The following is a 7,781-nucleotide window of genomic DNA, read 5'->3' on the forward strand; positions in this document are numbered from 1 at the left end:
ACAGGCAACACTATGATATACTGAAATCAAGTTAATAACTCGGCCGGAGAATAGGAGAGACCACGAATGCGTTATCGAGAAATCGATGATGTGCATTTGTGGTCTCTTTCTCTATATTTATATCCTGATTATGGTTATTGGCTTACTAGAATGGGAAGATAATAGAGTATATGCTGATTATTAGAAGAACCAACAAGATAACACCCCAAGGAGGAGTTAGATATGAGGTTTTCAAATAGATATAGAAAAGAAACAATCGATAAATTAAAAAAAGAGAAATTTGATTTAGTTGTAATAGGTGGAGGAATCACCGGTGCAGGGATAGCATTGGATGCGACCGTACGCGGCATGAAAGTGGCATTAGTTGAAATGCAAGACTTTGCGGCTGGTACATCAAGTCGATCAACCAAGCTTGTCCACGGTGGATTGCGTTACCTTAAGCAGTTGGAAGTGAAGATGGTTGCCGAGGTAGGTAAAGAGAGAGAAATCGTTTTTGAAAATGGACCGCACGTAACGACACCGGAATGGATGCTCCTTCCGATGCATGCAGGTGGGACATTCGGCAAATTCAGCACATCTATCGGTCTCCGTGTCTATGATTTCCTTGCAGGCGTCAAGAGAAGTGAACGGAGAAAAATGCTTACTGCGGATGAAACCTTGAAGAAAGAACCGCTTGTTAAGAAAGACGGGCTTAAAGGCGGAGGGTATTATGTTGAGTACCGTACGGATGATGCGCGTCTGACGATTGAAGTCATGAAGGCGGCCGTCGATAAAGGGGCGACTCCCATCAACTATACGAAGGTAGAAAAATTGGTCTATGAAGATGGTAAAATTGCTGGAGTAAAAGTCCGGGACGTACATTCAGATGAAGAATACGAAATACTTGGAGCAAAAGTGGTCAATGCAGCTGGACCATGGGTCGATTCAATTCGTGAAAAAGATAACTCGAAAAAAGGAAAAACGCTTAAGCTATCCAAGGGTGTTCACATCGTCATTGACCAATCGAAGTTCCCTTTGAAACAGGCCATTTATTTCGATACGCCGGATAAACGGATGGTCTTTGCCATTCCGCGTGCGGGTAAAGCTTATGTGGGAACGACAGATACCTTTTATGAAGGAGATCCGATAGATCCGGGTGTAACGCAAGAAGACCGTGATTATATCTTGAAGGCGATAGCTTTCATGTTCCCTGAAGTGAAGGTTACGGATGCAGATATCGAGTCAACCTGGTCCGGTGTAAGACCATTGATTCTGGAAGAAGGCAAGGACCCTTCTGAAATTTCACGAAAAGATGAAATATGGGTGTCCGATTCAGGTCTTATCACGATTGCCGGTGGGAAATTGACCGGGTACCGCAAAATGGCCAAAACGACCGTAGACCTAGTGGCCAAGAAGTTTTCAGAGGACTTGAACAAATTGTTCGCAGATCATAGTACAAAACGGATCCGCATTTCAGGTGGAGATGTAGGTGGGTCGAACAACTTCCCTGAATACATCAAGAACCATATTCAAATGGGTGTAGATGCAGGGCTCTCTGTTGAAGATTCAAGAAAGATCCTGTCCATGTACGGGTCGAACGCGCCGGTGTTATTTAACATTGCCATCAATGAAAAGGATGGGGGAAGCCGTACAGGTCTACCGCAAGTGTTATTCGTACAATTGCAATATGCACTGGACCATGAAATGGCAGCCACTCCTGTAGATTTCTTCTTCCGTAGAACTGGAACGCTTCTGTTTGATATCGATTTGGTTCAAACTCATAAAGAAGCCGTAACCAACTACATGGCTGAATACTTTGGTTGGAACGAATCAGTTACAAAGAAAAGAACAAGCGAACTGGAACACGCAATACAAGGCGCTACTTCAGTCTTGTGACCTCCATATGAAAGTAGAAACGCCAGCGGATAACGCAGGCGTTTCTTTTTTATGCTGTCAAGAAGGTTCCCCTTTTTTACGACAAAATTATTTCAAATGTAAGAAAAACTAACATAACATATTGTGGAAAAATATAAATTATTATATAATTTTGAATATTCTAATCGATAAAAGGGGGAACTTACTTGAAGGAATTCATAGACGCTTTGAATGGAGTGTTATGGAGCTCACCGGTCATTTATATCTTATTGGGGGTCGGGCTATTATTCTCCATATTGACGCGTTTTCTACAAGTTAGGCATATTAAAGAAATGATTGTATTGATGTTCCGGGGAAAGAGTTCGAAAGCGGGGGTTTCTTCATTCCAGGCTTTATCCATTGCCCTTTCAGGACGTGTCGGGACAGGGAATATAGCTGGGGTGGCGACGGCCATCGCCTTCGGTGGACCAGGTGCGGTTTTTTGGATGTGGGCCATTGCTTTCATAGGGGCATCCAGCGCATTCATAGAATCTACGTTAGCCCAGATTTATAAAGTGAAGCAAGACGGTCAATATCGTGGGGGTCCTGCTTATTATATTGAAAAAGGGATAGGTTGGAAATGGTTCGCCGTCCTTTTCGCAGGCGCGGCACTTATCGCAATGGCAATTCTTATGCCGGGCGTCCAGTCCAATTCCATTGCCGCCGGAGTGGAAAATGCCTTCGGTGTTGAGCCGTTCATCACAGGAATTGCCGTGGTCCTTTTACTTGGGTTCATCATATTCGGTGGCGTAAAGCGGATCGCCAATGCCGCGCAATTAATTGTTCCGTTTATGGCCCTCGGGTATATTCTATTATCCGTTATCATCGTCTTCATGAATATCACAGAATTACCCGGTGTCATATCATTAATATTTAGAAGTGCTTTTGGTCTGGATTCTGCATTTGGTGGGTTGATCGGGATGGCCATCGCGTGGGGAGTGAAACGCGGCGTGTACTCGAATGAGGCTGGTCAAGGAACGGGTGCTCACCCAGCAGCTGCAGCCGAAGTTTCCCATCCGGCCAAGCAAGGCCTTGTCCAAGCTTTTTCCGTTTATATAGACACCCTATTCGTTTGTTCGGCTACTGCCTTCATGATCTTATTCACGGGCATGTACAATACGCAAGCGGAAGATGGGACATCAATCGTGAATAACTTAGGAGAGGTGGAACCGGGTCCAGGCTATACACAAGCGGCCATTGATAGTGTGATTCCTGGGTTTGGTGCAGGATTCGTGGCTATAGCCCTCTTTTTCTTCGCCTTTACGACCATCATGGCCTACTATTATATCGCAGAAACGAACATTGCTTATCTGATGCGAAATCGGAATAGTAAATGGGCGATGCACACCTTGAAGGTCATTATCCTTGCCGCCACTTTTTATGGAACGATCCGAACGGCAGAAGTGGCTTGGGCCTTAGGGGATGCGGGGTTAGGAATCATGGTATGGCTCAATGTCATAGCGATTCTGATTCTAGCCAAACCAGCACTCATAACATTACGGGATTACGAGAAACAAAAGAAACAAGGGGTGGACCCAGTTTTTGATCCAAAAGCATTGGGGATTAAAAATGCGGATTTCTGGGAGCATGAATATATGAAGGATGAAGAGAAAATATCATAATCCTATGAAATGATATATGTATTTCAATTAAGCTAGCTCGAGTAATCGGGCTAGCTTTTTTTTGATGTCATTACCAAAAAGGGAACTACATATTATGAGTAAAGAAATGGATAGCGGACTAGCGGAGTCGGGTGTGTCTTCATATTCACAAAGGTGGTAAATGGACCAATATTATACATTTGGTTATAATGAGACTATCTATAGGTAATCGTTCGTTCAGTTAATGTCACGGAAAAGGGAAAGTAAATAATCCTTCACTTAAGTTTGGTGAGAAGTTCGTAAAAAAGTGGTGGTAAAGGGAGGCGAGTGCAATGGTTGCCGTATTGGTTGCTGTATTTAAAGAAGTTGGAGAAATAGTGAGCTTGGTATTAGGATTGATCATCGCCTTGATGCTGATGGTTGGGTTGGGTGTAGCCCTTACAAAAGTACAGGAGTCCGTTCTAGTACCCGCTGTTCGCAAGATCAAGAAAATGATGAGTAGAAGTTAGCGTAAATGCCTTCACTCCCCGAATTATTCTCGCAATATTCCCTACCTGACGAGATAAAAGCGGAGTGTAAAGAACACTCCGCCGTGTACTACTATTTTAATATAAAACTTTACCGTCTATGCTTGAATTAAAGGGTGACAATAATCGGGCCATTTTTAGTAAGGATAATCGTATGCTCCAATTGAGCTACAAAGCTTTTTTCTGTGGCATAGGTCCAATTATCTTCTTTTTGGAATACTTCTTCTTCAAAGGTTGAAATAAATGGCTCGAATGCGATAACCATCCCTTCCTTTAGTATTTCGTTATCCCAAGGATCATAATAATTACATATATGGGCAGGTGCTTCGTGGATCTTTCGTCCAACACCATGTCCCGTAAGATTTTCGATAACAGTGAATCCATGTTGTTTCGCGGTTTCAAAGACCGCTTTTCCGATTTTGCTTTTCTTGGCACCAGGTTTTGCTTTCTTGAGACCTGCATCAAATGCCTTTTTAGCGACATCGCATAGTTTCGTTAAGACTTCATTGCCCTCTCCTACTACAAATGAGATTCCTGTATCTGCGAAATAACCATTCTTTGAAGCGGAGACATCTATATTTACGAGATCCCCTTCTTGAATAACCCGTTCACCTGGAATGCCATGCGCCACTTCTTCGTTAATGCTAATGCAAGTATAACCAGGAAAATCATATTCCCCTTTTGGGGCGGAAATGGCACCTGCCTTCTTTAGCAGTTCTCCAGCAATATCATCAAGTTCTTTGGTCGTTACGCCAGGAATTGATCTTTGTACCAATTCATCTCTAATGGAGGCAATAATTTTGCCGATTTCTTTCAAGCCATTAAAATCTTCTTCAGTCTTTGCAATCATTCTTTCACCTCATTAATTATTTATATAGGAGTTATTAATTGTACCCTTATTTCCACTTTAGTTAAAATAAATGTGAAAAAGTGCCTGACGAATTTATTCCGAAAACAGTTAGCTCCTTCACTCTTCTAAAAATATCAGAAACACAAGAAAAAACAACTGATGAGTGGCTGGTTTGAATCGTCCGATGTGAGATGAGAATGGTATCGAGGCAAAGGTAAGTAAAATGTAGCTATTCCAACGTAGAGGGAAAAAGCATGAATTACTGTTAAGGCGATTATAAAGGGAAGTTCTTTGAGAAGAAAAGGGGAGGGATACAAAGAAAAACCCTCTGCTTAAAAGCAAAGGGTTTCGAAGTATGGAGACTAGGGGGATCGAACCCCTGACCTCTTGGCTGCCAGCCAAACGCTCTCCCAGCTGAGCTAAGCCCCCGGGTTATGGTACAATAATTATTTTATTCGGAATCCGAAGAAAAGTCAATATTAAATTTTATAATTTGTAAAATGAGTAAGAAAAACCCGTTTGAAGGAATTCAAACGGGTTTTGTACATTAGCCATTTTCAATTTCCACTCTGGATATTTCACTGAGTTTAGAGACGGTATAGTACACCTCGGAAGTCTTGACTTTATAATCGACCAACACTTTTAGTGTTAAAAGGTGAAGGTCTTCTTCGACATCTTTAATCCGAAGCGCCTTGATGTAAATATTCTCTTCTTTAATTTTCTTCAGTACGATAGCAATATCATCTTTACCCTTGATCTCTAGCTTTAGAAAGATTTCCTTTTGTCTCAATTTTCTTGGTCCGAGCCAAGTGACAAGGGACGGCACCAATTCGACACTGATGATTAACAGGATGACTCCAGCGATCGCTTCAAGGAAGAACCCTGCCCCGACCGCAATCCCAATACCTGCGGCACCCCATATGATGGCGGCGGTCGTTAAACCGGAAATGCTGTTATTATCGCGACGCAGGATGACCCCTGCACCGATGAAACCGACCCCTGATACGATTTGGGCCGCAAGACGAAGAGGGTCCATCGTGATATTAACATCGTCACTGCCTGGAAATTTATAAGCTGATTCCAACGAAACGATTGTTAATAAACAGCTGACGATGGAAATGACCAGACTTGTTTTTAGTCCGACTGGTTTCCGTTTCATCTCCCTCTCTAACCCAATGATTAATCCGAGGAGAGCCGAAATCCCTAACTTTATCAATATCTGCAGTTCAGATTGAGGTTCGAACACCCATTCCATACCATTCACATCTCCTCAGAAAAGATAGAAGAATTAATAATCTATTCAATTTTGCCCATTTCAAATAAACTATCCCTTATAATTCTACCATAGTAAAATAAACTTCAAACTAGAATTCGGGGAAAGAGGAGAGAGAATGCAGCCCAAACCAAAAATGAATCCCTATTTGGCTTTAGCTATAGGAGTAGCCTCGGTTTCTTTTTCGGCGATCTTGGTCAAATTAGCAACTGCGCCTTCGGGAATCATTGCTTTTTATCGATTATTATTTACCGTTCTATTGATGCTTCCTGTTTTCCTTATCAAGTACCGGCATGAACTCAAGCTCATCCGGAAAAAGGACTGGTTGTTATCGATTGCCGCTGGTGTGTTTCTAGCCTTTCATTTCATACTGTGGTTTGAATCGCTCAATTACACATCTGTGGCCAGTTCGACAGTCCTTGTCACACTTCAGCCGTTATTCGCTTTCGCGGGGGCTTACTTCTTTTTTAAAGAAAGGTTTTCGTTGAGAGCGATAGGTAGTGGCGTCATCGCGATAGCCGGAAGTTTTGTCATCAGCTGGGGAGATTTCCGAATCAGCGGGATGGCACTTTGGGGAGATGTCCTAGCCCTTATCGCATGTGCATTAGTAACGGGTTACCTATTGTTTGGACAGAGTGTTGTAAAACGTATCTCTTCTATAACATACACATTTGTCGTGTATAGCATTAGTGCGGTTACTTTGTTCGTCTATGTTCTTGTTAAAGGCGAGGCACTCGCGCCCTATGCCGTTGAAGATTGGATCTATTTCATTCTTCTTGCCATCTTTCCAACGTTATTAGGACATTCGTTATTCAACTGGACATTGAAATGGCTAAGTACTACAACCATTTCGATGGCGATACTTCTGGAGCCGGTAGGAGCCACGGTCCTTGCTTACTTTATTCTCGATGAGCCTATTCTATGGACTCAAGTTCTCGGAGGCACCATCATCTTGGTTGGTCTAACGACGTTTTTAAAAGCTGAAGGGAAAGAAGGTTGAAAAAGACTCATATAAAAGCAGTAAGTCTGACGCGACTTACTGCTTTTATTCATAGGGATAGAATAAATAGGTCATCCTGGTGAAAATCAAGGCGAAGATAAAGCTGAATAAGAAGGTCGTGCCGTTCACTTTCCCTTTTTCTTTACTGAATTTAATGGCTTCATAAAAAGCGGTGCAGAATAAATAAAGAGCCATGCTATAACAAATGAGTAGCGCAACCAATAAAAGATTCATCATTTCACCTCATAAAAAAGATATCAATCTATCTATATATAAATTCAAGATGAAATATGCGGGATATTTTAATTTTGTTACGGAGATAAAGTGAATGCAGGGGAAGTTTATATAGAAGAAATGAAAATGAAAACTTTTTTAAAAAAACTTTGTAAAAATATATTGCAAACATTTTTTATACATGGTATATTATTTCTTGTCGCTAAGACAGCAACTTAAACGGCTCAACAAGCTGTTGAAAATCATTTTAAAAAAGTTGTTGACAAACAGCAACGAAACATGATAAACTAACGAAGTCGCTTTGAGAGAAACGACAACGAAATTGCTCTTTGAAAACTGAACAAAACAAAGCGCCAACGTAAATTTTGAGTGAGCACACACTATAAAAAAAGCAAAATGAGCA

7 protein-coding genes and 1 tRNA gene are annotated in these 7,781 nt (G+C 41.8%); 4 read left to right on the top strand and 4 right to left on the bottom strand.

Annotation, left to right across the window (positions count from 1 at the left end):
- Positions 1–222 precede the first annotated feature (222 nt).
- The 3 genes from ACQKL6_RS20115 to ACQKL6_RS20125 all read left to right on the top strand — a co-directional run bounded on the left by ACQKL6_RS20115 (position 223) and on the right by ACQKL6_RS20125 (position 4,003).
- Complete coding sequence (locus tag ACQKL6_RS20115; protein WP_402989837.1) at positions 223–1,875, top strand: glycerol-3-phosphate dehydrogenase/oxidase; 1,653 nt, start codon at positions 223–225, stop codon at positions 1,873–1,875.
- A 185-nt stretch (positions 1,876–2,060) separates the two neighbouring features.
- Positions 2,061–3,515 (top strand): alanine/glycine:cation symporter family protein, encoded by a 1,455-nt coding sequence (locus ACQKL6_RS20120; protein ID WP_402992110.1) that lies wholly within the window; start codon positions 2,061–2,063, stop codon positions 3,513–3,515.
- A 311-nt stretch (positions 3,516–3,826) separates the two neighbouring features.
- On the top strand, positions 3,827–4,003 hold the full coding sequence (locus tag ACQKL6_RS20125; RefSeq protein ID WP_402876053.1) for a hypothetical protein: 177 nt from the start codon (positions 3,827–3,829) through the stop codon (positions 4,001–4,003).
- 127 nt (positions 4,004–4,130) lie between these two features.
- Here ACQKL6_RS20125 and map read toward each other — a convergent pair whose 3' ends face one another.
- The 3 genes from map to ACQKL6_RS20140 form a co-directional block, all read right to left on the bottom strand.
- Positions 4,131–4,871, bottom strand: coding sequence for a type I methionyl aminopeptidase (gene map / locus ACQKL6_RS20130; RefSeq protein WP_402954152.1), 741 nt, complete (start codon positions 4,869–4,871; stop codon positions 4,131–4,133).
- Positions 4,872–5,227: 356 nt separating this feature from the next.
- A tRNA-Ala gene (locus ACQKL6_RS20135) sits at positions 5,228–5,300 on the bottom strand.
- A gap of 118 nt (positions 5,301–5,418) precedes the next feature.
- Positions 5,419–6,126: an MgtC/SapB family protein gene (locus ACQKL6_RS20140; RefSeq protein WP_402876056.1), complete on the bottom strand. Its 708-nt coding sequence runs from the start codon at positions 6,124–6,126 to the stop codon at positions 5,419–5,421.
- Between the two features lie 136 nt (positions 6,127–6,262).
- Here ACQKL6_RS20140 and ACQKL6_RS20145 point away from each other — a divergent pair, with 136 nt between their 5' ends.
- Positions 6,263–7,144, top strand: coding sequence for a DMT family transporter (locus tag ACQKL6_RS20145; RefSeq protein WP_402954150.1), 882 nt, complete (start codon positions 6,263–6,265; stop codon positions 7,142–7,144).
- Between the two features lie 45 nt (positions 7,145–7,189).
- Here the strand turns inward: ACQKL6_RS20145 and ACQKL6_RS20150 are convergent, their stop codons facing one another.
- Entirely contained in the window at positions 7,190–7,378 is a 189-nt protein-coding gene (locus ACQKL6_RS20150; RefSeq protein ID WP_402876058.1) for a hypothetical protein, read from the bottom strand.
- Positions 7,379–7,781 lie beyond the last annotated feature (403 nt).

The sequence above is a fragment of the Peribacillus sp. NPDC097197 genome (assembly GCF_050278025.1).
Classification (GTDB): Bacteria; Bacillota; Bacilli; order Bacillales; family DSM-1321; genus Peribacillus.